Raw genomic sequence first — 23,600 nt, 5'->3', positions numbered from 1 at the left:
CCACGACAAGGAAGAACCATGCCGATCGACTCGATCACCGGCAGCGTGGACCAAGCCACGCAGGCCGCAGCCCTCGCCGCGAACGCCGCCTCGAAGAAGTCACAGACGATGGACTCCGAGGTGTTCATGAAGCTGCTCGTCACGCAGCTGCAGAACCAGGACCCGTCCTCGCCGATGGACACGAACCAGATGATCAGCCAGCAGACGCAGCTCGCGATGATGGAGCAGATCACCAACCAGACCACGACGGGGAACGAGAACTTCTCGTTGCAGATGCGCATCGCCGCGGCGAACCTCGTCGGCAAGCAGGTCACCTACACGGACGCGTCCTCCGGTGCATCCGTCACCGGGACCGCGAGCGCCGTGTCGTACGCGAACAGCGTGCCGACCGTGACCGTGAACGGGAAGGAGGTCGATCTCGACGTGATCTCCGGTATCAAGACCGCCTGACCCGCTCCCTCCTCTTCTCCCTCCGTCTCGTTCTGAAAGGAACACACCATGCTCCGCTCGCTCTACTCCGGTATCTCCGGACTCCGCTCCCACCAGGAGATGCTCGACGTCACGGGCAACAACATCGCCAACGTCAACACCGTCGGGTTCAAGGCCTCGTCAACGGTCTTCCAGGACACCCTGTCGCAGATGACCCAGGGCGCCGGCGGGCCGCAGACCGGCATCGGCGGCACCAACCCGGCGCAGATCGGACTCGGCGTGCAGGTCGCCGGCGTCTCCACCAACTTCGCCCAGGGGTCGGCGCAGGCCACCGGCAAGGCAACAGACCTGATGATCTCGGGCGACGGCTTCTTCGTCACGCGGCTCGGCAACGACACGATCTACAGCCGTGCGGGCGCGTTCGACTTCGACGCGAACGGCCGACTCGTCAGCGCGGACGGCAAGATCGTCCAGGGGTACTCCGCGACGAACGGCGTGGTCAACGACGGTGGGCAGCTCACCGACATCGTCCTGCCGCTCGACGCCGCCGCACCGGCGACCGCGACCTCCTCGGCCACCGTCACCGGCAACCTGCCGTCCGACACCGCCGTGGGTGAGACACTCAACCGCGACGCCACCGTGTTCGACCAGAACGGCAGCAAGCACACGCTCTCCCTGGCGTACACACGGACCACGACCGGGTGGAGCGTCGCGGCGTCGAACGGGCAGGGAACATCGGCGACCGGCGCGATCACCTTCGCCGCAGACGGTTCCGTCGCGTCCGGTGGCACGCTCGCGGTCGGCGGCATCACCGTCGACATGACCCAGCTCTCCGGCTTCGCGGCGCTCAACACCGCGTCGATCTCGTCGCAGAACGGGCACGAGGCCGGGTCGCTGCAGGGCTACTCGATCTCGAAGGACGGCACCGTCGTCGGCACGTTCTCGAACGGGTCCTCGCTCGCCATCGGCCGCATCGCGCTCGCGACGTTCGCGAACCCGGCTGGCCTCGAGAAGACCGGTGCGTCCGGCTACCGCGCGACGGCGAACTCGGGCCAGGCCACGGTCGGCGCGCCCGGCTCCGCCGGTGTGGGGTCGCTGGCGTCCGGCACGCTCGAGATGTCCAACGTCGACCTGTCGCAGGAGTTCACGAACCTCATCGTGGCGCAGCGCGGGTTCCAGGCGAACGCGCGCATCATCACCACCTCGGACGAGGTCCTGCAGGAGCTGACGAACCTGAAGCGCTGAGCCGTTCGGCGGCGCCGGTCCGTCGGGCGCCGGTCCGTCGGGCGCCGACGTTCGACCAACCGGGAGCAGTCCGCACCACGATTCGCCGTGGTGCGGACTGCTTCCGGTTGTGCGGTGGGACGAAGATCCCGCGCACGTTGTGTCGGCGCCGGTCCGGTGTCACGCTCGACGGCACCACCCCGACGTGAGCAGGCCGCGCGGTGCGTCTCAGCCCTGGCCCTGGTCCCAGAGCCGCCAGCCGCCCGAGGTGTGCACCCAGCACCAGTTCCACTGCAGTTCGCCGGGCTCGGCTCCGGTCATCCAACGCTGGTCGATCGTCGATGCCACGCACTCCTGGCTGCGGCCACCGACCTCGGCGGAGACGTGTTCCGGCGCGCGGAGGTCGCGGAAGGACCGGAGATCGGGCCAGCCGTCCGAGAGCGCGTCCGGCGCCGCGCCGCACCACGAGAACGTGTTCGAGGTCGTCAGCAGGCTGGTGAGCGCGCAGTCGTGCCGTTCCGCCGCCCGCAGGTACGCCCGGGTCACCGTCTCGACGGAGGCATCAGCGGCCGGGGCCTCCTGCTGCGCGACGATGCGGTCGTGGACGTGCTGGATCGCGAAACCCCCTCCTGTGAGCGCACAGGCACCCAGGATCGAGAGCGCGACGACGGTCCGGATGCGCATCTCGCCAGGGTGGCCGTACGGCGTGGACGACGCAAGGTCCACGACCGGGGGACGCGCGACGGCCACCGTGCCCCCCACTGGGGCGCGCGACCCGGACTCGGCTGCGGGATGATGACGACTGCCATGGACACCACGACGACTCCTCCGCGTCACCGTGACGGCTCGGTGCCGCCTGCCGGAGGGGCGCAACGCCCGACGCCGTGGCTCAGGGCGGCGCGGTGGGCCGGACGGTTGCTGCTCGTCGTCACCGTCCTGGCGGTCGTCCTCACCCGGGCGACGCGCGCGGAGTGGACCGCGCAGGGCTTCGAGGCCGACGGGTTCCCGGTGAGCTGGGTGCCGAACACGACGCTCCTGCTCGTGCTCGTCGTCGGGATCGCCTGGCAGTGGGTCTGCGGACTGGCCGCTTCTCCTGACGCATGCTGGCGGGACGGGGACACACTCGTCGCGCCGACGGTGTTCAGCGACCGGCGGATCCTGGTGCCCGGCGCCCTCGTGCTCCCGTTCCGCCTGCTCGATCAGACGGGCGTCGTCCACGGTGGGCTGGTGATCGATCGGCGTCTACATGTCGTCGCGCTCGTTCCTGCGCTGTGGTCAGGAGGTCGTGGACGTCTCGACCGTCTGACCGGCCGTCGTGCTGACGGGACGTTCCTCCGTGCCGTGGGCGAGTACGCGCTCGGGTTCGTCTGGCTGTTGTCTGTGGTCGTGGTCGTCCTCGGGCTGATGGCCCTCGTCGACGTGCTCACCGGGGCGATGGGGCGCTGACCGTCGACCGAGCACCTCTCGGGGTACACGAGTGGCCGCTCCGCGCTCCGAGCGGGGAATTCGGGGGACGATCTCGCGGTGACCCCCAAACGGGGCACAGGATGATGCAGGATGTTCGCGGACACGTCACCGATTCCCCTCGGGACGTGCGTCCGCCCCTGACGACTCCCCAACCCGAAGCCCTCGAGGAGCACGACATCCACACCCGAAGCACGTGCACGCCCATGCGCGGCACGACCCCCACGTCCAGTACGCCCACCATCGATGGGCACCAGCGGTGAAGCGCGGGCGCATCGTCCTCGCGGCGGCCACCGCCTCCGTCCTGTTGGTCGGGATCCCGACCGCTGCCTCCGCACACGCGTGGGGCTGGGGCGGCCGGTGGCACCACGCACCGCCCGTCGTGTCGCCCGCCCCGTCGGACGAGCCGACGAGCACACCGAGCGACGAGCCGTCGGACGATCCGACGAGCACACCGAGCGACGATCAGACGAGCACACCGAGCGACGAGCCGTCGGACGATCCGACGGACACCGCGACGGCCGAGCCGACCGACGCTCCGAGTCCTGACCCCGCAGGCGCCCCCGAGCAGGCCGCGCCGGAGCCCGTCGCGGACGACGCAGCCGTCGCACCCGACTCGTCGTTCGTCGAGGACTTCAGCACGTCCGCGGTCACCGGCCTCGTCCAGTCCCTGTACCCGCAGTCGTGGCAGCCCTACCCCGACGGCACGTCCGGCATCTACGAGCCGAGCAAGACGGTCTCCGTCCACGACGGCGTGATGGACGTCCAGCTCGGCGGTGCGGGCGCTGCCGGCACCTTCGGGTCCGAGGACGGCGCATGGGACCACATCGGCGGCTCGTTCTCCGTCCGGGCCAAGGCCACGGGCGGCGACGGCAACGGTGCGGCGTTCATGCTCTGGCCGAGCTCGAACGTCTGGTCCGACGGCGAGATCGACTTCCCCGAGGGCAACTTCGAGTCGAGCCCGTCCGCGTTCCAGCACTCGATGACCCCTGGGCAGGAGAACGAGCGCGTCCAGATCGGCAGCGGCGTCTCGTGGCGTGACTGGCACACGTACACGATCGACTGGGTCCCCGGCGAGTCGGTCACGTACAGCGTCGACGGCCAGGTCCTCCAGACCCTGACCGAGGACGTGCCGACGACCGCGCACCGCTTCATGTTCCAGACCGGCAACTGGGGCGACGATGGCAACCTCCTCATCGACTGGGTCTCCACGACCGAGTGATGCAGTCCCGGACACGGGCCGGACGGGAGGCTCGGTGCCAGCTGGCACCGAGCCTCCCGTCCGTCGTCTGGTCGCCGTTGCGGTGGTGGGGGCTCCGTGGTTCGCTGGACCGGACAGATGGGGGACTCAGTGATCTCGACGACGCCGGACCCGGGGAACCCGTGGCCGCGCGACATGCTCCTCACGATCGAGAACGGCGCGCAGACGCTGCTCGATCTGCTCTGGGTCCGAGAGGCGTGGGCGCTCGACCCGGACGGTGAGGATCTCCCGCCGGTGCTCGTCGACACGCCGGATCGGGAGACTGGCGGATCCGGAGCCGATCGCGCGAGGTGGTCGGTGGCGTGGCCCGCGCTGTGGGGCGCATGCCTCGCCCATGCCGGTTCGCAGCCTGATCCGCGAGCGATCGAACGGTTGCACGATCCGTCGATCCCGCAGTCCGAGCGTGGTGCGCTGCTGGAACTGGTGTCAGGGCCGTCGTGGCGGGACGAGTTCGGTGATGCCGCGTTCACCGGGCGGTACGACGAGTGGACATCCGCACGGTTCAACGAGATCACTTCGCCGGAGGTCTTGCGACGGTCACCGGAACGCGAGCGTCTCGAGCAGCTCGTCCCAGCGTGGCGAGCGGGGTTGACGACGATCGTCGAGATCCCGTGCCGGGGGACGTTCACCCGACGGGTGGGACCACACGGTCTCCTCGTGACCGCCGAGACCAGGAGCGATCCTGACGGCTACGCGGCAGCGCTCAGCTCGTTCGCGTGATCACCGGCCGCGGGCTGCCCGGGCTCGCGCCTTGATCGCGGTGATCACCTCGGTCTTGGCATCGGCGTAGTCGTTCATGTCGTCCCACTGCCGGTCGAGCAGCGCGCGCTTCGTCTCGGCGTAGAGCTCCCGGTCTCCAGCGTCGTCGCGCAGGTGGTCGCGCAGGAGTCGGTACTCGTCGACCGCGGGCGCACCGTGCTCGTAGACGTGCACATGGGCATCCCGAGCCGGCGTGCGCACGAGCCGATGCCCGGGTTCACGGACGCGGAGCTCGTAGCCGGCGGCCAGGAGCTGGTCGAGGTAGTCCTCCTCGGCGGTGATGTCCTCGACCGTGACCAGCACGTCGATGATGGGCTTCGCCGCGAGGCCTGGCACCGCAGTGGAACCGATGTGTTCGATCCCCGTCTCCGGCCCGGGCAGGACCTGTCGGATGCGCCGCTCGTGCTCGCGGTAGCGGTCGGCCCAAGCGGGGTCTGCGTCGTGGAGGGAGACCTCGATCGCCTCCGGCCCGCCGACGATCTCGACGGTCGTCACGTCCGGTCGGCGTCGAGCTCGTCGGGCGGTCACGCCACCCGCTCCCAACCCGTCGGGAGGGCGACCGGGGTGCTGTCCCTCGGCAACCAGGCCTCCCACTCGGCGTCGAACGGCCACGACCGTATGGACGCTGCATCGCGGGCAGCCTCGCCCGCCGCCCGGATGCTCGTGGCGCGCTCCGCGGACCAGAACCCCGACGACTCCAGGAACGCGAGTTCGTCGACGTCCTTGAACGAGACCTGCCAGCCGTCGGTCGCCTGCCGCGCGACGACGTCCAGCGTCCAGTCCTGCGTGTCGAACCCGACGTCCGACCGGACCCACGGCGTCTCGAGGTTCACGTACCAGTCCGGCTCCCACTGCACGCCGTCGTGCCAGCGCCACACGGACCACGGCACGTCTCGCTGGTGCACCCGGACCACGGTGGATCCGAACCACGTCGCTTCCCGGTACGAACCGTTCCAGTCGTCGGGCAGCACGAGTCGTCCGTTCGGGCCGCTGCCGACCCCTGCGCGGTTGCGGACCTCGGAGTCGGGTGTCGTGGCGACGACTGAGAACTCGTCCGAGTCCACGACGACGGTTCCGGCGACGGTGAACCCGACGGCGCGGCCGTGGTGCCCGTACCCGTTGATGCTCCTGAGGGCGACCGGTGTCCCTGGTTCGAATCGACCCGCGTCGTCGCGGGGTGCTCGTGCGGTGTCCATCGCGTTCGAGCATGCCATGTCGACAGGCTCGGTACCCTGACGCGATGACGACGACGTCCGAGGTCCTGGTGCTGTCGGGAGCGGCCGGCGCCGGAAAGTCCACAGCGTGCGTGGCCATCGCCGGACGGGTCCCCGGTGCGTGCGCCATCGACGGCGACACGCTCTCGTCGGCTCGGCGCGCGTGGGACTACGACGAGTACTGGGCCTTCACGATGCGCGTCTGCGCTGATGTGCTCCGGAACGGGCTCGTCCCCGTCATCTGCGGGATCGGGATGCCGGGGCAGGTCTTCCCCGCCGCCGACGCCGCCGGGCTCCGCGTGGACATGCTCGCGCTCGTGTGCCACCCGGACACGATCCGCCACCGTGTCGCCGAGCGCGGGTACGGCGGCGCGTGGCAGCACCCCGAGAAGCACGTCGCCGTCGATCGCGAGCTCCGCGACGCCGCGGCACGGGCGCCGCACCGGTTCGCGACCTTCGACACGTCGCTTCACGGCATCGACGAGACGGCGGACGCGACGGTCGAGTGGGTGTCCGCCGCTGTCGTTCGCCGCGCCGCGGCCGCAGTCCGCTGATCCGGGAGCCCCGGCCCACGAGAGCGGGCCGGTACCGACTGGCTAGGGTGGTCGGGTGAACGCTCAGGGCCGACCGACTCGACCACGAGGCGACGAACGCCGCCGTCAGATCCTCGACGTCGCGCTGCGGTTGTTCGCCGAGCGGGGCTTCACCGACGTGAGCGTCGCCGACGTCGCGGGAGAGGTCGGCATCACGACGGCCGGGCTCCTGCACCACTTCGGGACGAAGAACGCCCTGCTCATCGCGGTGCTGCAGGAACGCGAGACCCGCAACGGACAGGTGGACGAGTCCCTGCGGGCCGAGGGCAAGGACTGGCTCGAGACGTTCGTCGGGCGGCTCGAACAGAACGAGGACCACCCGGCGCTCGTGCAGCTGTTCGCGCTGCTGTCCGCGGAGAGCATCACGCGCGACCACCCAGGTCACGACTGGTTCGTCGAGCGCTACCGCGTGCTGGCCGAGACGTCGTCGCACGAGATGGACCGGCTCCTCGACCCGGCGAAGCTGCCGCAGGGGGTGACAGCGACGACCGTCAGTCAGTGGCTCGTCGGACTGGCGGACGGACTCCGGCTGCAGCAACTCCTCAACCCCGGCTCGGTCGACCGGATTGAGTCGGTGCGCGCCTTCGTCGGCATGCTCGAGCAGTACCGGCGGGACGACCCCGCTTGACTTACTAAGTACTTAGTAGGTTAGAGTCACGGCATGCGAGCCGTGATGGTGCTGTTCGACAGCCTGAACCGCAAGTTCCTCCCGCCCTACGGGGCTGACTGGGTGCACGCCCCCAACTTCGAGCGTCTGGCACGCCAGACGGTGCGGTTCGACAACTGCTACGCGGGCAGCATGCCGTGCATGCCCGCCCGGCGCGAGCTGCACACCGGCCGCCCGAACTTCCTGCACCGGTCTTGGGGGCCGCTGGAGCCGTTCGACGACTCCGTGCCCGCGATGCTCTCTGACGCCGGTGTGTACACGCACCTCGTCACGGACCACCCGCACTACTGGGAGGACGGGGGAGCGACGTACCACAACCGCTTCGACACGTTCGAGTTCTTCCGCGGGCAGGAGGGGGACGCGTGGAAGGGGCACGTCGCCGAACCCGAGGTCCCGGCGAGCACCCGACGCGTCCGTCACGCGCTCTGGCGGCAGGACCTGGTGAACCGGCAGTACCTGCAGGACGAGGCCGACCATCCCCAGACACTCACCGTCGACGCCGGCCTGGAGTTCATGGCGACGAACCGTGACGAGGACTCGTGGATGGTGCAGATCGAGTGCTTCGACCCGCACGAGCCGTACTTCTCGTACCGCGAGTACCGCCGTCACTACGGCTCGCTCGACGAACCCGGCTCCGCGACGGTCGACTGGCCCGACTACAAGCGCGCGGACGAGACACCCGAGGTGATCGAGCGGACCCGGGAGGAGTACGCGGCGCTGTTGTCGATGTGCGACGCGTCCCTCGGCCGGGTGCTCGACCGCTTCGACGAGGAAGGTCTCTGGGAGGACACCTTGCTCATGGTGTGCACCGACCACGGCTTCCTGCTCGGTGAGCACGGCTGGTGGGGCAAGAACATCCAGCCCTGGTACGACGAGAACATCCACACGCCGTTGTTCCTCTGGGACCCGGTGTCCCGCGCCGCCGGGACCGCCACTGATGCCCTCGTCCAGACGATCGACCTCGGCCCGACGCTGCTCGACCTCTTCGGCGTCGACCGGACCGAGCGCATGCAGGGCCGCTCCATCCTGCCGATCGTCCGCGCGAGCGCAGACCGCGCGGATGCCGACCGAGTCGATTCAGTCCGCACCACCGCGATGTTCGGCTCGTTCGGCGGCCACGTGAACATCACCGACGGCCGGTACGTCTACATGCGTGCCGCCGCCGCCGAGAACGCTCCGCTCCACGAACACACCCTCATGCCGACCCACATGAACTCGCGCTTCACCCCGGCCGAGCTGCGCGACGCCGAACTCGTCCCGCCGTTCGACTTCACCCGGGGTGTGCCGGTCCTCCGTGTCCCCGGCTCGGCGTTCGGCGACCCGTCGTCCTTCGGGACCGTCCTGTTCGACCTCGCGACCGACCCGGAGCAGGAGCACCCCGTCATCGACGACGCGCTCGAGCTCCGCATGGTCGGGTTGCTGCTCGACGCCATGCGCGCCAACGACGCCCCGCCGTCGCAGTACGAACGCCTCGGCCTGCCGCAGGCGGGCCCTGCCGACGGTTCGCACCTGCTCGCCCGCGCCCAGCTCGACCGGTACCGTGCCGCACTCGAGCCGATCCCGGCGGCTGGCGAGTTCCCGACGGACCGGCCGAGTGTGCGCACCCCGATCACGAGCCTCCTGTCCGTCCCGCAGGCACGTGCCGTCCTGGAGGACGCGCTCGGCCCGGTCGTCGGCCAGCTCGCCGCACAGACCGGCTCGTCGACCCTGCTCGACCTCGCCCCGTTCACCCCGGTGCTCCGCGCCGCCGCGATCCGGCGCATCGACGCGCGCCTCGCGGCGATCTCCTGACCGGCAGCCGAACCACCCCGGGCCCCGGCCCGACACCACCCGACCCCAGCACCAGGTATCTCGACGAGGAGTTCCGATGGCACAGCAGGCACCACACGCCGCCACCCCGACCGACGCACCAGCGACACCGTCGTCCGTCATCGTCCCGAGGCGGTGGCGACGACTCGCTGCCGTCGTCGCCCCGCTCTGGGCCGACAACAACGAGGGCAGCATCCTCAGCACCCTCGCGCCGGTCATCATCGCGGCGATCTCGCTGCCGCTCGCCGCCGTCGGCGTCCTGACCTCGATCGCGAAGTTCATCAGCATCCTCTTCGGCCCGTTCTGGGCGTTCGTTGCCCGGAAGACGAACCGGAAGGCGACCTTCGTCATCACGACCGCCATCACCGGTGTGCTCACGGCGCTGACCGGCCTGGCGCAGAACTACGCGCACATCATCCTGTTCTACGGCCTGTCCGCGGTGTTCATCGCGGCCGCGCTGCCGATCGTGAGTGAGATCACGACCGACCTCTTCGACGAGAAGAGCCGCGGCCGTGCCTCCGGCTACACCTGGGGAGCGATCTCGCTGCTCGGCTCGATCGCCGGTCCGCTCATCGGCCAGCTCGCGAACGTGCACGACGGCTGGCGCTACGGCTTCTTCATCTGGGGCGGCCTGACCATCGTCGCTTCGCTCGTGCTCCTGTTCTGCTTCACGGACCCCGGCCTCGGCGCGAGCGAGCCGACGACGGCGATGATGACCGTCGAGCAGCGCGCCGAGAACGAGCGCATCTCGTGGGCGAAGGTGCGACGGATGTTCGGGATCCCGACGTTCACGCTCATGCTCGTCCAGCGCCTCATCTCCGGGCACCTGCTGATCGGGTCGTTCGGCATCCTCTTCCTCGTGCAGACGTACGGCTTCAGCACGGCCGTCGCGGCGGTCGTCACCCTGCCGTTCGGTCTCGGCTACCTCGTCGGGACGTTCGGCGGCGGCATCGTGACGGACGCCCTCCAACGGCGGTTCCCGCGTGCGGGCCGGATCGCCGTGCTGCAGTTCGCGCAGCTCGGGTTCGCGGTCGCCTCGCTGATCGCGACGCAGTTCGACTGGGGCACCATCTGGGTGTTCGCCGGCCTGTGGTCGGTGATGGGGTTCATGCAGGGCTTGAACCCCGGTGTGAACCGGCCGATCGTCGCGTCCGTCGTGCCGCCGGAGCTCCGCGGTGCCGCGTTCGCGCTCATGCTCTCCGTGTTCGAGGGGCTGGCCTACGCGCTCTTCAACCTCTCGGCGGGGTTCCTGGCCGAGGCGATCGGCCTGAAGGCGGTCATGTTCTGGATCCCCGGCGTCTTGATGCTGGTCAACGCGGCGTTCGTGACGCTGCTCTACCGGACCTACCCGCGGGACGTGGACCGGCTCGACGCGCTCCTGCAGGCGCGCACCGGTTCGGTGGCGACCCACTAGCGGACCGGAGGCTCGGTGCCAGCCGACACCGAGCCTCCCGTCCGGCTCCTGGGCCGGCGGGAGCGTGCTCCGGGTGATCCCGTGGGGCGAGCACTGGCAGGTGCTCCACTTCTGGGACGAACACGGGGTGTTCTCGGGGTGGTACGTGAACCTCGAGTCCGAGAAGCAGCGCGACCACCTCGGTGTGACGTCGGTGGACTGGCACCTCGACCTGCTCGTCTCGCCGGAGTACGCGGTGAGCTGGAAGGACGAGGACGAAGCGGAGGCCGCCGTGCGGACCGAGTACCTCCGGGAGCGGGACCTCGAGGCCGCACGGGAGACCGGACAGGCGATCGCTCGGGACCCCGAGGGCTTCGTCGACGCGATCGGGCACTGGGGGGACTTCCGGCCCGCGCCCGGACTCGATCGCCCGCTCGCGCTGCCGGACGGGTGGGACGCCCCGGCGTCAGGCTGAGCGGAGGAGGTCGAGCACACCCTCGGGGTAGACCTGGTCGCTCGTGTCGAGGGGCACCCACTGCACGGGACTGCCCTCGTCGAGCACGACGAGTGAGGCGTCGAGCGGCACGGAGTCGAGACCGGGCGAGCCGACCGCGAAGACGTGCACGAACTCGTGCCCCGGGTGCCCCTCGAACGCGAAGATGTTCTCCAGCACACCGAGCGGCTCGACCGTGTCCAGGTCGACGTCGAGCTCTTCGCGGAACTCCCGGCGGAGTGCCTCCTCCGCGGTCTCCCCGAACTCGATCCCGCCCCCGACCGGCCGGTGGAACCGGAGGTCTCGGACGCGGTCGTGGTTCTCGGACAGCAGCACGTGGCCGTCACGAACCGGGAGTCCGACGGCGATGTTCCGGATGGACGACATCGTCCCACCCTGTCAGCGCATCCGCGGTCTCGCTAGGGTCGTGCCATGGCGAAGACCGGCGCGTTCGTGTTCCTGCACGCCTCGAACCGCACGGTCGACCGGGCGTGGCCGGTCGCGTCCGGGCTGCCGGACGAGCGGTTCGCGCGGATGCCCGGCTACGACTCCGAGTCGGCCGCGGCCGTACCGTTCGACCAGGACGCATGGGAGTCACGGCTGCTCCGGGCCTGCCCCGACGACGCCGTGGTCGTCGCGCACTCGTTCGGTGGGCCGGTCGCGATGCGCGCGGCCGCCCGGCGTCCCGATCTGGTGCGGGCGCTCGTGCTGTTCGAACCGGCGGCGTACGCACTCGCACGGGGGACCCCCGCGGTGGAGGACCACGTCCGACGGGTGCAGCCCGTGCTCGACCGTGCCGGATCGCTCGACGCTGCGAGCTTCGCGGTGGCCTTCGGGAACGCGGTGTCGGGCCGGTCCGACGCGTCTGCGCCGACCACGCCCGAGGGCCTGCTCGCGGCCGAACGGCAGCGCATGCTGCCCGGCCCGTGGACGCTCGACACCCCGGACCGCACGGGAGTCCCGACGCTCGTCGTCACCGGTGGGTGGAACGACGAGTACGAGACGATCGCCGCGCACGTCGACGGGGCGGTGCACCGGGTCCTCGCCGGCCACGGACACCGCCCGCAGGATCACCAGGACGCGACGCGGGTCGTGCTCGACTTCGTGCGATCGGTTTCGCCTCGGTAGCCTGGCGCGATGCCGATCATCCCCGATGCCGTGCCCGCCGACGTCGAGTGGGAGACCCTGGTCGACGCGCTCTGGGCCGACGAAGCCGTCGATCCCGAGTCCCGCCTCGCCCTGATGCGCGAGCTCGCCGGCTCCGCACCGCACCCCGCGCTCGGCGCGTTCGAGCTCGGCGGCGCCTACGACTCCTCCGGGCACGAGGCCGAGGCGGCCGAGCACTACGCCGCCGCGGCCGACGCCGGCCTGTCGGAGGTCGATCCACTCCGTGCGGCGCGGATGACCGTCCAGTACGCGTCGACGCTCCGCAACCTCGGTCGACTCGACGAGGCCATCGCGATGCTGCGGGACGCTCCCGAGCACGAATCGACCGGCACCGCACCGCGCGTGTTCCTGGCGCTCGCGCTGCACAGCGCCGGCCGCCACGACGAGGCCCTCCGCGTCGTGATCGAGGCCATCGAGCCGACGCTCCCGCGCTACAACCGTTCCGTCCGCGCGTACGCGGCGGCCCTGACGGACCACTAGTCGACGGACCACTAGTCGACGGACCACTAGTCGACGGACGGGAGGCTCGGTGCGGGCCGGTGGGGAGCCTCCAGTCCGTCATCGCGACCGGTTCAGGGCCGTTGGTCACCCTGTTCTGGTGGGGTCCAGACGGGCTCCGGGCCGACGGCCGCCGCGATGCGGCGGCTGATCACACCGAGCTGCCGGACCTGCGCGCTGGTGAGGGCGCCGAAGACGACCTCGTCGACGAGCGCGCGGTGGCCGGGAGTGGCCTGCGCGACGGCGGCGTGCCCGTCGTCCGTGAGCACGGCCAAGGTGAACCGGCCGTCGCCCGGGTCGGGTCGCCGGCGCACCCAGCCCTTGCCCTCGAGCCGGGTGACGGCGCGGGACAGCCGTGACAGCGTGCTGCTGGCGTACCCGGCGAGGATGCTCATCCGGAGGGTCCGGTCGGGGGCGGTGTCGAGGGCGTACAGCACGCCGTACTCGAAGTGCGTGAGCCCGCTGTCCCGTTGCAGCTGCGCGTCGAGCGCGCTGGGGAGGCGTTCGAGGACGGTGGCGAACGCCGCCCACGCGGCCTGGTCATGGTCCATGGCTCGATACTACTTGCTCAGGCAAGTCAACCTCGCTACGGTGACTTGCCTGAGCAAGTCATCGACGGGAGTGACATGGACATGCAGCTGCACGGCAGGACGGCCTTCGTGAGCGGATCGACGGGCGGGATCGGGTTCGCCGTGGCGTCCGCGTTGAGCGCCGAGGGCGTCCGGGTCATCGTGAACGGCCGGTCTGCGACGCGCGTCGATGCGGCGGTCGACCGTCTGCGTGCCGCGTGGCCGGACTCGTCGCCCCGCGGGATCGTCGCGGACTTCGGGGACCCGGCGTCGGTGCAGCGACTGCTCGCGGAACTCGACGAGGTCGACGTGCTCGTGAACAACGTCGGCCTGTTCGGGCTCACGGCGTTCCCGGACATCGACGACGACGAGTGGCAGCGGTACTTCGACGTGAACGTGATGAGCGGCGTGCGGCTGTCCCGGCACCTGCTCCCCGGCATGCTCGCGCGGGGCCGGGGTCGCATCGTGTTCATCAGCAGCGAGTCCGGTGTCGCCGTGCCGGCCGACATGGTCCACTACGGCACCACGAAGGCAGCGATGATCGCGCTCGCGAACGGCTTGGCGAAGACCACGCGGGGGACCGGGGTGACCGTGAACACCGTGCTCGGCGGCCCGACCTACTCGGACGGCGTCGCGAGCGCGGTCGAGGGGATCGCTTCGTCACAAGGGGCCGCGGTCGACGAGGTGAAGGCCGCCGTCATCGCGCAGAACCGCACCACGCTGCTCGAGCGGTTCATCGAGCCGTCCGAGATCGCCGACATGGTCACCTACCTGGCGAGCCCGCGGTCGTCGGCGACGAACGGCGCAGCACTCCGGGTCGACGGTGGGGTGCTCACCACGACCCTCTAGTCGTATGGTTGCCGCGTGTCGATCGTCAGGGTGCACAACTTCGCAATCTCGCTGGACGGCTACGGCGCGGGCGCCGACCAGTCGCTCGAGCAGCCGTTCGGCCACGCCGACGGACGGCTCATGCAGTGGTTCTTCGGGACGCAGACGTTCCGCGCGATGCAGGGGGCGTCGGGCGGGAGCACCGACCTCGACGATCGGTTCGCGCGCACGTGGGGCGATGGCATCGGTGTCGAGATCATGGGCCGGAACAAGTTCGGGCCTGTCCGCGGGCCCTGGCCGGACGAGTCGTGGACGGGCTGGTGGGGCGAGGACCCGCCGTTCCACACCCCGGTCTTCGTGCTGACGCACCACCCCCGGGAGCCGCTGTCGATGGCGGGCGGGACGACGTTCCACTTCATCGACGCGAGCCCGGCCGAGGCACTCGCACAGGCACGCGCTGCGGCGCCAGGGCTGGACGTGCGGATCGGGGGCGGCGTCGAGACGGTCCGAGCGTTCCTCGCAGCGGACCTCATCGACCGCATGCACGTCGTGCTCGTCCCGATCGTGCTCGGACGGGGCGAGCGCCTCTGGGACGGTCTCGAGGGACTCGAGGACGGGTTCACGATCGAGGCGACCCCGTCGCCGTCCGGTGTCGTCCACCTGACCTTCGAGCGCCGGGAGATCACCCCCGCCGGGTGAGGGCCCGCCGGCGGACAGCCTTGCTGCGAGCCGCGCACAGGCACCGCCTGCCATGCTCTGAGGCCCATGGAACTCATCGCACCCGAACTCGTCGTCGTGCTCGCCACGGCGATCGCGGTCGCCACCGCCGTCTCCGGGCGCATCCGGATCGCACCGCCCGTGCTGCTGCTCGTCTTCGGCGCCGGGATCGCCTTCATCCCGGTGTTCGGCCGCCTGGAGCTCCCGGCGGACGCGGTGCTGCTCCTGTTCCTGCCCGCGCTCCTGTACTGGGAGAGCCTGACCATCTCGCTGCGGGAGATCCGCGCGAACCTGCGGGGCATCGTCCTGATGGGCACGCTCCTCGTCGTGGTCACCGCGGGCGGGGTGGCGACGCTCCTGCACCTGCTCGGCATGGCATGGGGCCCCGCATGGGTGCTCGGTGCCGCGGTGGCTCCGACGGACGCGACGGCCGTCGGCGCGCTGACCCGGTCCCTCCCACGCCGGAACACGACGGTGCTCCGCGCGGAGAGCCTGGTGAACGACGGGACGACGCTCGTCGTCTACGGGATCGCGGTGGCGGTGACGGCGGGCGAGCAGACCCTGACGGCGTGGAACGTCAGCTGGATGCTGCTGCTGTCCTACGTCGGCGGTATCGCCGCCGGTCTCGTGGTGTCCTGGCTCGGCATGCAGGTCCTCCGGCGAGTGCACGCCGTCGTGCTGGAGAACCTGCTCACGCTGCTCGTCCCGTTCGTGGCGTTCCTGGCCGCTGAAGCGATCGGTGCGTCCGGCGTCCTCGCCGTCGTCGTGGCCGGGCTCGTCGTCAGTCAGGTCGCGCCGAAGCTCGACCGTGCCGAGACCCGCCAGCAGGTGCGGTCGTTCTGGTCGTTCGCGACGTTCCTGCTCAACGGCGCGCTGTTCGTGCTCGTCGGCATCGAGGCGACCATCGCGGTCCGCGCGCTCGGCGTCCGGGAACTGTGGCTCGGCCTCGGCCTGATCGGACTGGTCTCGGTGACGGTCGTGGTGCTCCGCTTCGCCTTCCTCAACGCGTCGTGGGGCGCCGTCAAGCTCGTCACGCTCCGCACCGGCGGCACGCCACGAGAGGGACATCGCGACCGGGTGGTCAGCGGATTCACCGGGTTCCGTGGGGCGGTGTCGCTGGCGATGGCCGTCGCGGTGCCCCGCATGGTCGAGAGCGGTGCGGCGTTCCCGGACCGCGACCTCATCGTGTTCGTCACGGCAGGCGTCGTCGTGGTCACGATCGTCGGGCAGTCGCTCGTCCTCCCCGCCGTCGTCAGGTGGGCGGACTTCGGCGGTCGCGACGAGGTGGCCGACGAGCGTCGGGACGCCGAGCGGACCGCGATCGAGGAGGCGCTCGACGCCCTGCCGCGCCTGGCCAAGCGGCTCGGCGCCGACGACGAGGTGGTCGAGCGCATCCGCGGCGACTACGAGGGGCACCTGGCGCTCGTCCGGGCGGAGCAGAGCGACGAGTCCGACCACCCGTTGCTCGCGAAGCGCGGCGACGCGGTCGAGCTCGAACTCGAGCTCGTCCGGCACAAGTCGGCGACCGTGCTCAGGATGCGCGACGACGGCGACATCGACGACCTGGTGCTGCGGCAGGTCCGGGCGGAGTACGACGCCGAGGAGACCCGGCTGCTCCGCCAGGGCGAGCGCGACTGACCCGCGGCTACCCGGCCGAGCGCGCCACGGTCCGCTGCACCCCGGCTGCCGGCGCGATGACGACCGCGATGACGAGCAGCGCAGCCGGCACGAGCATGGTGAGTTGCAGCCCGAGGTGCTCCCCGAGGAAGCCGAGCGCCGGCGGCCCGACGAGGAACGCGATGTAGCCGGCTGCGGCGACGACGGACACGCGGCGGTCGCCGTCGGTGGGGTGGTCACCCGCCGCGGAGACCGCGAGCGGGAAACCGAGCGCGATGCCGAGGCCCCAGACCACCGCCGCGATGGCGGTGAGGAGCGGGTTCGGCGCCAGGACGACACCGAGCACCCCGATCGCACCGACGGTCGCGCACACCCGGATGACGGTGCCGCGTCCGAAGCGGGTGACGAGCGGCGTCCCGGCGGACCGACCGATGAACATCGCGAGCGCGAAACCGGTGAACACGAGGGAGCCGAGGACCTCCGGAGCGTCGTGCTCGTTCGTCATGAGGAGCGGCAGCCAGTCGCTCGCGGAACCCTCGGCGAACGCCATCGCGAGTGTGATCACCGCGATGAGGAGTAGCTGCACGGTGACGACGCCACGGCGACGAACGGGTCGGGTGTCGTCAGCGGCGGGGACCTCGGCCCGGGGTAGCGGCCGGAGGTTCGCCGCGGCGAAGACCGCGAGCGCGGCCATCACGGCCGTGGCGATGGTCAGGTGCACGACGACGGGGGTCTGCGCGGCGGTCATCGCGATCCCGACGACTCCGCCCGCGACGGTGCCGAGACTGAAGCACGCGTGCAGCATCGGCACGACCGGGCGGCCGGTCGCACGCTCCTGCGCAGCGGCCTCGACGTTCAGGCCGATCTCGGCGACGCCGGCGCCGAAGCCGATGAGGAACAGTCCGCCCCAGACCCCGACGGCGAACTGCGCCGGTGCCAGGACCCCGACGAGCAGCATGCCGAGCACCGGCAGCGCTGCGCCGACGAGCACGAGCGGGCGGGTCCCGAGGACGCGGACGAGCGCTCCAGCGCCGAGGATGCCGATCATCGACCCGATCGACAGACCGAACAGGACGATGCCCATCGCCTCGATCGACGCGCCGAGGTCGGACCGGACGGCCGGGGTGCGCGTGACCCACGACGCGATGCCGAACCCCGTCATGGTGGACACCGCGAAGAGCGCCAGCCGGTGGAGTCGGGTGGGTGTCGGCGCCGTCGCTGTGCTCACGCGCCAACTCTCGCACGGCGGACCCACGCCCGCCACGGCAGTGACGTCGCGAGCGCCAGTCCGATGACCACCGAGCCGAACCAGCCGACGACGGTGCCGGGGATCGGCACGAGCAGGCTCGTCCACAGCAGCACCGACAGCACGCCGAGCACGTACGCGGCCCCGGCCTTCAGGTACCGGAGCCGCTGCAGCCCGGCCGCCTGGTCCAGGTGCGAGGTCAGGCGTGCGAGGAACACCGCCCCGACCGCGATCGCCGCACCCGCGACGGCTGCCTGTTCGAGCGCACCGATCCCGTCGGACCCGAGCGGTCCCGATCCGGACAGCGAGTACGCCCCGTCCAGGATCTCGAACAGCATGAACACCACGAGTCCGCGCTCGAACACGACGGTCGACGCGTAGGCGTGGATCCGCCAGGCGTCCCGCCCGGTCCCGATCGAGGACGTGTCCGTGGTCCCGACGGGGGAGCGGAGCGCCCACTTCGCCACGGCCTTCGACCCGAAGTAGCCGACGGTGCCGGCGATGCCACCGAGGGCCACCGGCACCACCGAGGCCGGCTCCCACGAGGAGGCGGACCCGACGAGCACGGACGTCAGCACCACACCGGTCCCAGCGGTGACCAGCGACCAGACGCGCGGCCGTGCGACGGCGGCGAGCCGGGCCTCCAGTCCGCCCAGCCAGGACCTGCGGGACGCGCGGTCCGTGTTGAACAGGTACTCGGCGAAGACGAGCCAGATGAACGACGCTCCGAAGGCGGCGAGTGCGGGACGCACGTCCTGCAGGTGCGCTGCGAAGGCGCCCGGTGCGAACACGGCCTCGGACACGGCCGACGCCGGGTCCGAGGCGTCGCCGACGGCGACGGCTGCGGGCGGCAGCAGCAGCCGCATCGCGAGGACGCCGGCGACGATCCCGAGCGACAGGAAGAGCCGTCTCGCGGGGGAGTGCAGCCGGCCGGCGATGCCGGCCATCGGGACGGACGAGTCGGCCGCCATCGCGATCTCGAGCAGGGCGAGTGCGATGAACGCGAGTGCCGCGGCCGGGCCGAGCGTGAACCAGGCGAGTGCGGCGACGGCGGTCGTGGTGAGCAGGGGGACGGTCAGCAGGGATCTGGCCATCACCCCATGGAGCGCTCCGAACCTGCGCTGGTCGTGCACTCGGCCTGGGCAGGGCCTGGAGGCTCGGCGTGCGTTCCCGAGATCGGGTGACGGCCGGTCCCCACTTGCGCGGACGCCCGCGCTCCTAACGCGCGCCGCCGTGCGGCCGATAGACACCGCTGACCACCCACGGAAGGGCGGTCGCACACCCTGCCCCACGGACGGCGGCGGGGACGAGACACACCAAGGACGGGTCATGATCGTCGTCACACGACTCAACGGCAGCGGGTTCGCTGTCAACCCCGATCTCGTGGAGCGCATCCAGGAGACGCCGGACACGACGCTCATCATGGTCGACGGCGCGAAGTACATCGTGCGCGAGTCCATGGCAGAGGTGATCGACCGGATCGCCGCGTACCGCGCCCGCATCGTCACGATGGCGTACGGCACCGAGCCGCGCGGTGCCTCCGAACTGCGCGGTGCCTCCGAACCGCGCGGTGCCACGGGCCCGCAGCCGGTCCTCGCGCCGGTCGCACCGCTGCACGGGGAGCGCTGACGTGGACATCGCAACGATCGTCGGGATCCTGCTCGCCTTCGGAGCACTGTTCGGCATGGTCGAGATGGAGCACGTCGAGCTCGCCGGCCTGTTCCTCCCCGCACCGATGCTGCTCGTGTTCGGCGCCACCATCGGCTGCGGCATCGCGAGCACCACGCTGAAGGACGCCATCGCGTCGTTCAAGTCGGTGCCGAAGGCGTTCACCGGCAAGGTCACCCCGCCGGCGTCGGTCATCGACGACGTCGTGAGCCTCGCCGAGGTCGCCCGCGCCAACGGCCTGCTCGCGCTCGAGCAGGAGGCCGACAAGCACGCCGACCCGTTCATGAAGAAGGCGCTGCAGAACATCGCGGACGGCACCGACGGCGACGAGCTCCGGATCCTGCTCGAGGACGAGATCGAGTCGAACGCCGCGCCGGTCCGCAGTGCGAGCTCGTTCTTCATGGGCCTCGGCGGCTTCGCCCCGACCGTCGGCATCATCGGCACCGTGGTGTCGCTGACCCACGTGCTCGCGAACCTCGGCAAGCCGGACGAGCTCGGCCCGCTGATCGCGAGCGCCTTCGTCGCGACGCTGTGGGGCCTCCTCACCGCGAACTTCCTCTGGCTGCCGATCGGCGGGAAGCTCCGCAAGCTCGCGCAGCTCGAGTCCGACCGTCAGACGCTCCTGATGGAGGGACTCCTCGCGGTGCAGGCCGGCAGCCAGCCGCGGCTGCTCGGCGAACGCCTCAAGGCGATGGTCCCGCCGGCTGCCAGGGGCGACGCCGCCGCGGCGAAGGGCAAGGGCAAGTCCGGCAAGGGCGAGTCCGTCGACGACCAGCAGCTGGCGGCCTGACGATGAGCGCGAACCCCCGTGGACGCGGTCGTGGACGGTCGAAGAGGGGCGGTCACGACGAGGCCGAGCACCCCGACGAGCGCTGGATGGCGTCCTACATGGACATGATCACCGTCCTGATGTGCATGTTCCTCGTGCTCTTCGCGATGTCGACGGTCGACCAGCAGAAGTACATCGCGCTGAAGACCTCGCTCGCCACCGGGTTCGGCGAGGTCAAGACGGACAAGATCGACACCGCGAGCGGCACCGTCGTGAAGAAGAACGAGGTCACCGACGGCAAGGGGTACTCGGTCGACAACGCGAAGGCCGACCACTCCACTGCGGCGTCCGGCAGCAAGGACACCAACACGGACCCGGCGTCGAGTGCCGTCCCGGCCGTCCCGGCGAGCGCGACCAAGCAGGACGTCGCCGCCGCGAAGCAGGAGCTCGACGACCTGCAGGCGATCGAGGCGGCGATCAAGGCCAACCTCGACAAGGCCGGGCAGACCACCAACGTGCAGTTCACCGTCGACGCCCGCGGGCTCACGGTGCGGCTGGTGGGCAGTGAGACGTACTTCGGCACGAACAGCGCCGACCTGTCCGACCAGGCGAAGGCGATCATGGACGCGATCGCCCCGGTCCTGAAGACGGCGGACCACGACGTCAGCGTCGAGGGCCACGCCGACCAGCGGAACTCGACCGCCCCGTACGCGACGAACTGGGAGCTCAGCGCCGCCCGCGCCACCGGGGTCCTCCGCGACCTGGTCGAACGCGGTGGGATGCCGGCCGACCGCATCCAGAGCGTCGGCTTCGGGTCGAGCCGGCCGCTCGCCAAGGGGAGCACCGACCAAGACCTCGCGCTGAACCGACGCGTCGACATCGTGGTGCTGTCGAACGCCGACCAGGACGTCAGCGCACTCATGCCGGCGCTGGCGAAGGCGCAGGACGGGGCGCGATCCGGCTGACACCCTCCGGCCCCCAGAAGTGGGCACAGCACTGACGGGTGGGACGGGTCCACCCGATAGACCCACCCGTGACCGAGACCCTGCCAGCGCCCGAGGTGTACGACTTCGCGCGCCCGTCGACGCTCGCCCGCGAGCACGCACGGGTCCTCGAGCTCGCCTTCGAGACCTTCGCCAGGCAGTGGGGCACCCAGTTGACCGCCAAGGTCCGCGTGGTCAGCCAGGTCACGTGCGAGCAGGTCCAGATGATGACGTACGACGAGTACGCCGCGTCCCTGCCGGCGCTGACGGGCATGGCGCTGCTGCCGATCGCCGACACGACCCCGAAGGGCGTGCTGCAGGTCCCGCTCGACGCCGCCCTGACGTGGGTGTCGCACGCGCTCGGCGCCTCGAAGCCGTTGCCCACGCCCGACCGCACCTTCACACCGATCGAGCAGGCCCTCGTCCGGAAGATCATCGAGGACGCCCTCGACGACCTCCGCTACTCGTTCGGCGGGCTCCTCACGCACGACGTCGCCGTCGGCGGCTTCCAGTACAACTCGCAGTTCGCCCAGGCCGCGCAGAAGGGCGACCTGATGATCGTGGCGTCCTTCGAGATCCGCGTCGGCGACCGCATCGCTCCCGGCACCCTCGCCCTGCCGGCCGAGGCCGTGCTCCCGCAGCTCGGCGAGGCCGCGACCACCGTGTCGTCCGCCGACGCCCGTGTGCTCCTCGACGCCCAGCTCGCGAGCGTCCCCGTCGGCGTCTCGCTGCGCTTCGCTCCGGCCGCCGTCCTGCCGTCACAGGTCCTGCGCCTCGCCGTCGGCGACCTGCTGCCGCTGCCGCACCCGCAGCACCGTCCCCTCACCATCGCGGTCGACGGCGAGCCCGTCGGCACCGCCGCCGTCGGCGCGAACGGCTCGCGCCTCGCCGGCATCGTCGTCACCACCACATCGGAGCTCCCCGCATGACCGCCACCACCACCCTCCACACCGGTGCCGCCGAGGCACTCGTCGCGCAGCTCCCGACGGCGGCGCCCCTCCGCGCGCTGGCCATGCCGGGAGGCTCGACCGCCGCCGTCCTGGAGGCTGCGGTCGACGGTGTGGTCGCGTCCTTCGTCGGCGGGCTGTCCGCAGACCTCGCGGTGGTCCTCACCGACCTGGACCAGATCGCCGCTGCCGGCGGCACCGACCACGGCCTCGTGGCGGTCACCGACGTGCTCCGTCCGTCGCTCGAGGCCGCGGTGTCGGCGCTCGGTGTCGGTGTCCTCGGCGAGGCCCGTCGTGAGTCCGCCGCGTCGCTGTTCGCCGACCCGGACACGGTGGTGTTCGAGCTCACCGCCGGCGGGCTCCCCGGCGGCTGGTTCGGCATCCGCATCCGCGAGAACGGCACCGTCGGCGCCGCGCCGGTGCAGCACGTGTCGATCCCCGCCGGGAACCTCGGCCGGATCAACAACGTCGAGATGACGCTGACCGTCGAGATCGGTCGCACCCGGATGTCCGTCCGCGACGTGCTCGGCATGGAGCCGGGCGCCGTCGTCGAGCTCGACCGTTCCGCCGGTGCCCCCGCCGATGTCCTGCTGAACGGTCGGCTCATCGCGCACGGCGAGGTCGTCGTCGTCGACCAGGACTACGCCGTGCGCATCACGAAGATCCTCGACGTCGCCGAAAGCCTCTGACCCGACGTGGACACGCTCGTCATCACCCTCCGCGTCGCGCTCTCGCTCGGCGTCGTGCTCGCCCTGATGTGGGTGCTGCACCGCCGCGTGTCGAAGGGCCAGTTCGGCGCGGGGAAGAAGCCGCGCGGACGTCGTTCCGCCGCGGTGGAGGTCGTCGCCCGACAGGGCATCGGCGGCAAGGCGAGCGTCGTCGTCGTGGACGTCGAGGGGGAGCGCCTCGTGCTCGGCGTGACCGAGCACGGCGTCAGCCTGCTCACGAGCGGTGCGGCACCCGCACCGGATCTGACGATCGTGACCGGTCCGGTCGCGCTGCCGAGCGTGCCGCGCGCCGCTCGGACCGAGCCTGTGGAGCCGGCGGTGGGGGCTGACGCGTTCCGTGCGGAACTGGCCAGGCACGACCAGGCCGCCGCGAGCCTCCCGTCCGAAGCGGCGGAGCCGCCGCCCATGCGCCCGCGCAACCGTCGCGCCCAGCGCACGGTCGTTCCCACGTCCGCGCAGCTGCAGGGCTCGATCCTGTCCGCGGACACCTGGCGGCAGGCCGCCGCCGCCCTCCGTTCCCGGCGGGCCGGGTGACGGCCGCGCGCACCGTGGGCCCC

The 23,600-nt window shown here is 71.1% G+C and carries 28 protein-coding genes; 21 read left to right on the top strand and 7 right to left on the bottom strand.

The window, feature by feature from the left end:
* Positions 1 to 18 precede the first annotated feature (18 nt).
* Entirely contained in the window at positions 19 to 450 is a 432-nt protein-coding gene (locus ACEN9V_RS02600; protein ID WP_281264435.1) for a flagellar hook assembly protein FlgD, read from the top strand.
* A gap of 48 nt (positions 451 to 498) precedes the next feature.
* Positions 499 to 1,674, top strand: coding sequence for a flagellar hook protein FlgE (locus tag ACEN9V_RS02595; RefSeq protein WP_413602016.1), 1,176 nt, complete (start codon positions 499 to 501; stop codon positions 1,672 to 1,674).
* 207 nt (positions 1,675 to 1,881) lie between these two features.
* On the opposite strand, the gene ACEN9V_RS02590 is transcribed toward ACEN9V_RS02595, so the two are convergent.
* Complete coding sequence (locus ACEN9V_RS02590; protein ID WP_413602015.1) at positions 1,882 to 2,337, bottom strand: hypothetical protein; 456 nt, start codon at positions 2,335 to 2,337, stop codon at positions 1,882 to 1,884.
* Between the two features lie 123 nt (positions 2,338 to 2,460).
* Here ACEN9V_RS02590 and ACEN9V_RS02585 point away from each other — a divergent pair, with 123 nt between their 5' ends.
* From ACEN9V_RS02585 to ACEN9V_RS02575, 3 genes are all read left to right on the top strand, one after another.
* A complete protein-coding gene (locus tag ACEN9V_RS02585; protein WP_413602014.1) occupies positions 2,461 to 3,099 on the top strand; it encodes a hypothetical protein in 639 nt (212 codons plus the stop codon).
* Positions 3,100 to 3,376: 277 nt separating this feature from the next.
* Positions 3,377 to 4,339, top strand: coding sequence for a family 16 glycosylhydrolase (locus tag ACEN9V_RS02580; RefSeq protein WP_413602013.1), 963 nt, complete (start codon positions 3,377 to 3,379; stop codon positions 4,337 to 4,339).
* A gap of 117 nt (positions 4,340 to 4,456) precedes the next feature.
* Positions 4,457 to 5,098, top strand: a complete 642-nt coding sequence (locus ACEN9V_RS02575; protein ID WP_413602012.1) for a hypothetical protein — start codon at positions 4,457 to 4,459, stop codon at positions 5,096 to 5,098.
* Here the strand turns inward: ACEN9V_RS02575 and ACEN9V_RS02570 are convergent, their stop codons facing one another.
* Together ACEN9V_RS02570 and ACEN9V_RS02565 are read right to left on the bottom strand one after the other, a co-directional pair.
* Complete coding sequence (locus tag ACEN9V_RS02570) at positions 5,099 to 5,665, bottom strand: GrpB family protein (RefSeq protein ID WP_413602011.1); 567 nt, start codon at positions 5,663 to 5,665, stop codon at positions 5,099 to 5,101.
* Positions 5,662 to 6,351, bottom strand: coding sequence for a DUF402 domain-containing protein (locus tag ACEN9V_RS02565; RefSeq protein ID WP_413602010.1), 690 nt, complete (start codon positions 6,349 to 6,351; stop codon positions 5,662 to 5,664). The genes ACEN9V_RS02570 and ACEN9V_RS02565 overlap by 4 nt, the downstream gene beginning before the upstream one ends.
* 26 nt (positions 6,352 to 6,377) lie before the next feature.
* Here ACEN9V_RS02565 and ACEN9V_RS02560 point away from each other — a divergent pair, with 26 nt between their 5' ends.
* The 5 genes from ACEN9V_RS02560 (at position 6,378) to ACEN9V_RS02540 (ending at position 11,288) form a co-directional block, all read left to right on the top strand.
* Positions 6,378 to 6,905: a hypothetical protein gene (locus ACEN9V_RS02560; RefSeq protein WP_413602009.1), complete on the top strand. Its 528-nt coding sequence runs from the start codon at positions 6,378 to 6,380 to the stop codon at positions 6,903 to 6,905.
* A 55-nt stretch (positions 6,906 to 6,960) separates the two neighbouring features.
* The gene (locus tag ACEN9V_RS02555; protein ID WP_413602008.1) at positions 6,961 to 7,572 is read left to right on the top strand and encodes a TetR/AcrR family transcriptional regulator; all 612 of its coding nucleotides are present in this window, start codon (positions 6,961 to 6,963) and stop codon (positions 7,570 to 7,572) included.
* A 33-nt stretch (positions 7,573 to 7,605) separates the two neighbouring features.
* Positions 7,606 to 9,402, top strand: coding sequence for a sulfatase (locus tag ACEN9V_RS02550; RefSeq protein WP_413602007.1), 1,797 nt, complete (start codon positions 7,606 to 7,608; stop codon positions 9,400 to 9,402).
* Between the two features lie 76 nt (positions 9,403 to 9,478).
* Positions 9,479 to 10,834 carry an MFS transporter gene (locus ACEN9V_RS02545; protein WP_413602006.1) on the top strand — a complete coding sequence of 452 codons (1,356 nt, stop codon included), beginning with the start codon at positions 9,479 to 9,481 and terminating at the stop codon, positions 10,832 to 10,834.
* 73 nt (positions 10,835 to 10,907) lie between these two features.
* Complete coding sequence (locus ACEN9V_RS02540) at positions 10,908 to 11,288, top strand: DUF402 domain-containing protein (RefSeq protein ID WP_413602005.1); 381 nt, start codon at positions 10,908 to 10,910, stop codon at positions 11,286 to 11,288.
* Here ACEN9V_RS02540 and ACEN9V_RS02535 read toward each other — a convergent pair.
* Positions 11,280 to 11,693: an NUDIX hydrolase gene (locus ACEN9V_RS02535; RefSeq protein ID WP_413602004.1), complete on the bottom strand. Its 414-nt coding sequence runs from the start codon at positions 11,691 to 11,693 to the stop codon at positions 11,280 to 11,282. The two genes, ACEN9V_RS02540 and ACEN9V_RS02535, sit on opposite strands and share 9 nt — an antisense overlap.
* A gap of 45 nt (positions 11,694 to 11,738) precedes the next feature.
* Between ACEN9V_RS02535 and ACEN9V_RS02530 the strand changes: the two genes are divergently transcribed.
* Positions 11,739 to 12,434 (top strand): alpha/beta fold hydrolase, encoded by a 696-nt coding sequence (locus ACEN9V_RS02530; RefSeq protein ID WP_413602003.1) that lies wholly within the window; start codon positions 11,739 to 11,741, stop codon positions 12,432 to 12,434.
* Positions 12,435 to 12,443: 9 nt separating this feature from the next.
* Positions 12,444 to 12,953 carry a tetratricopeptide repeat protein gene (locus ACEN9V_RS02525; RefSeq protein WP_413602002.1) on the top strand — a complete coding sequence of 170 codons (510 nt, stop codon included), beginning with the start codon at positions 12,444 to 12,446 and terminating at the stop codon, positions 12,951 to 12,953.
* Between the two features lie 92 nt (positions 12,954 to 13,045).
* Here ACEN9V_RS02525 and ACEN9V_RS02520 read toward each other — a convergent pair whose 3' ends face one another.
* A complete protein-coding gene (locus ACEN9V_RS02520; RefSeq protein ID WP_413602001.1) occupies positions 13,046 to 13,522 on the bottom strand; it encodes a MarR family winged helix-turn-helix transcriptional regulator in 477 nt (158 codons plus the stop codon).
* Between the two features lie 45 nt (positions 13,523 to 13,567).
* On the opposite strand from ACEN9V_RS02520, the gene ACEN9V_RS02515 reads away from it, so the two are divergent.
* The 3 genes from ACEN9V_RS02515 (at position 13,568) to ACEN9V_RS02505 (ending at position 16,723) form a co-directional block, all read left to right on the top strand.
* A complete protein-coding gene (locus ACEN9V_RS02515; protein WP_413602000.1) occupies positions 13,568 to 14,389 on the top strand; it encodes an SDR family NAD(P)-dependent oxidoreductase in 822 nt (273 codons plus the stop codon).
* 15 nt (positions 14,390 to 14,404) lie between these two features.
* Positions 14,405 to 15,067 carry a dihydrofolate reductase family protein gene (locus ACEN9V_RS02510; RefSeq protein ID WP_413601999.1) on the top strand — a complete coding sequence of 221 codons (663 nt, stop codon included), beginning with the start codon at positions 14,405 to 14,407 and terminating at the stop codon, positions 15,065 to 15,067.
* A 66-nt stretch (positions 15,068 to 15,133) separates the two neighbouring features.
* Positions 15,134 to 16,723 carry a Na+/H+ antiporter gene (locus ACEN9V_RS02505; RefSeq protein WP_413601998.1) on the top strand — a complete coding sequence of 530 codons (1,590 nt, stop codon included), beginning with the start codon at positions 15,134 to 15,136 and terminating at the stop codon, positions 16,721 to 16,723.
* Between the two features lie 7 nt (positions 16,724 to 16,730).
* Here the strand turns inward: ACEN9V_RS02505 and ACEN9V_RS02500 are convergent, their stop codons facing one another.
* Together ACEN9V_RS02500 and ACEN9V_RS02495 are read right to left on the bottom strand one after the other, a co-directional pair.
* A complete protein-coding gene (locus ACEN9V_RS02500) occupies positions 16,731 to 17,930 on the bottom strand; it encodes an MFS transporter (RefSeq protein ID WP_413601997.1) in 1,200 nt (399 codons plus the stop codon).
* Positions 17,927 to 19,042, bottom strand: a complete 1,116-nt coding sequence (locus ACEN9V_RS02495) for a DUF475 domain-containing protein (protein WP_413601996.1) — start codon at positions 19,040 to 19,042, stop codon at positions 17,927 to 17,929. Before ACEN9V_RS02495 ends, ACEN9V_RS02500 begins: the two co-directional genes overlap by 4 nt.
* A gap of 235 nt (positions 19,043 to 19,277) precedes the next feature.
* Between ACEN9V_RS02495 and ACEN9V_RS02490 the strand changes: the two genes are divergently transcribed.
* The 6 genes from ACEN9V_RS02490 to ACEN9V_RS02465 all read left to right on the top strand — a co-directional run bounded on the left by ACEN9V_RS02490 (position 19,278) and on the right by ACEN9V_RS02465 (position 23,577).
* Positions 19,278 to 19,577, top strand: a complete 300-nt coding sequence (locus ACEN9V_RS02490; RefSeq protein WP_413601995.1) for a flagellar FlbD family protein — start codon at positions 19,278 to 19,280, stop codon at positions 19,575 to 19,577.
* A gap of 1 nt (position 19,578) precedes the next feature.
* On the top strand, positions 19,579 to 20,406 hold the full coding sequence (locus tag ACEN9V_RS02485) for a motility protein A (RefSeq protein WP_413601994.1): 828 nt from the start codon (positions 19,579 to 19,581) through the stop codon (positions 20,404 to 20,406).
* Positions 20,407 to 20,408: 2 nt separating this feature from the next.
* On the top strand, positions 20,409 to 21,350 hold the full coding sequence (locus tag ACEN9V_RS02480) for a flagellar motor protein MotB (protein ID WP_413601993.1): 942 nt from the start codon (positions 20,409 to 20,411) through the stop codon (positions 21,348 to 21,350).
* A 68-nt stretch (positions 21,351 to 21,418) separates the two neighbouring features.
* Positions 21,419 to 22,297, top strand: coding sequence for a flagellar motor switch protein FliM (locus ACEN9V_RS02475; protein WP_413601992.1), 879 nt, complete (start codon positions 21,419 to 21,421; stop codon positions 22,295 to 22,297).
* Positions 22,294 to 23,004 carry a flagellar motor switch protein FliN gene (gene fliN, locus ACEN9V_RS02470; RefSeq protein ID WP_281264469.1) on the top strand — a complete coding sequence of 237 codons (711 nt, stop codon included), beginning with the start codon at positions 22,294 to 22,296 and terminating at the stop codon, positions 23,002 to 23,004. The genes ACEN9V_RS02475 and fliN overlap by 4 nt, the downstream gene beginning before the upstream one ends.
* Positions 23,005 to 23,010: 6 nt before the next feature.
* Complete coding sequence (locus tag ACEN9V_RS02465) at positions 23,011 to 23,577, top strand: FliO/MopB family protein (protein ID WP_413601991.1); 567 nt, start codon at positions 23,011 to 23,013, stop codon at positions 23,575 to 23,577.
* The last annotated feature ends 23 nt before the right edge of the window (positions 23,578 to 23,600 follow it).

It is taken from the genome of Curtobacterium sp. Curtsp57, from assembly GCF_047324335.1.
GTDB lineage: Bacteria > Actinomycetota > Actinomycetes > Actinomycetales > Microbacteriaceae > Curtobacterium.
The sequence above is the reverse complement of the archived record's forward strand: the minus strand, read 5'-3'. Positions and strand labels throughout refer to the sequence as shown.